2 protein-coding genes are annotated in these 1,026 nt (G+C 70.2%); one reads left to right on the forward strand and one right to left on the reverse strand.

All coding sequences use genetic code 11. The features are described from left to right. Positions 1-46 precede the first annotated feature (46 nt). Positions 47-505, reverse strand: coding sequence for a lamin tail domain-containing protein (locus AB0C29_RS50195; RefSeq protein ID WP_360835700.1), 459 nt, complete (start codon positions 503-505; stop codon positions 47-49). Between the two features lie 288 nt (positions 506-793). Here AB0C29_RS50195 and AB0C29_RS50200 point away from each other — a divergent pair. Beyond that, positions 794-1,026 (forward strand): hypothetical protein (locus AB0C29_RS50200; protein ID WP_360835702.1); only part of this gene is annotated, 233 nt, incomplete at its 3' end.

Below are 1,026 nucleotides of genomic sequence, written 5' to 3' on the forward strand. Positions count from 1 at the left end.
GGGTGAGCAGAGCACCCCGGCGGCCCGCTCTCGCGTGGCGCGACGATCAGCAGGCGACCCAGGTGCGGTTCGCCTTGGACTTCCAGGAGCAGGTGTCGAGCGACTTGCCCGAGGCGTTGCGCAGGGTCGCGGTGTCGCCGGTGTTGTTCCAGACGTAGTTGCCGCTGCCCCAGAAGACGTTGCGGCCCGACTTGGTCCCCTTGCCGGTCTTCACCCAGATCCGGCCACCCTTGGCGGCGATGGTCGTGCTGCCGAACGTGTACGTGTGCCGCGACGCGTCGCGGATGGTGTAGCCCTTGAGGTTGACCGCCTTGCTGCCGGTGTTGACCAGCGAGATCCACTCGGCGTTGAGGCTGGCGTTGCTGCGGGTGTCCTTGCCCGGCGAGTCGTACTGGGCGCCGTGGAAGCGCAGGCTGGGCGTGGCCGCCGAGGCCGGGCCGCTGATCGTGAGCGAGCCGGCGAGAGCCACCGCTGCCGCTGCCAGGATGCTGACCGTTCTGCGCACCGTACCTCCAGGTTGTTGGGCGGGTCGGGAGCATTGTCGGCCGGTTGCGCCGCTGCGCGGTGCACACGGAGTGCGGCGCGGCGGACCGAAATCGATCACCTCTCGGCGGTGTCGGATAGCCGTCGGGCGCTTCGGCGTCATCCTTTCGGGTGCGGCTGTGATGCTGGCCCGGCGGCGCCGCGGCAGCACAATGTTTTGGTGCTAAACCAGACATCTAGTGATTCCTGGCAGCATCTACTCGAAATGCCGCGTAAGTCCCTCTGGGCGCGGCTGCCATTCGGGGTACGGATGGCCACTGCCGGACTCGGGGTGCTCGCCCTCGTGGCCGGCACCGCAGGCGGGATCGCCGCCTTGACCAGCGAAGACACGCGTGTCGTGACGGCCGTGGGGCGGGAGTCCCCGGTCGTCGACCTGCCCGCGGCCGAGGTGCCGCTCCCGTCCCAGGCGGGCGCGACCGGCCTCGGTGACGGGGTCCTCGGCCATGCCCAGGCCGAGCGGGAGGCCGACGAGACCCGGTCGGC

The organism is Actinoplanes sp. NPDC048791, assembly GCF_040650095.1.
GTDB lineage: Bacteria > Actinomycetota > Actinomycetes > Mycobacteriales > Micromonosporaceae > Actinoplanes.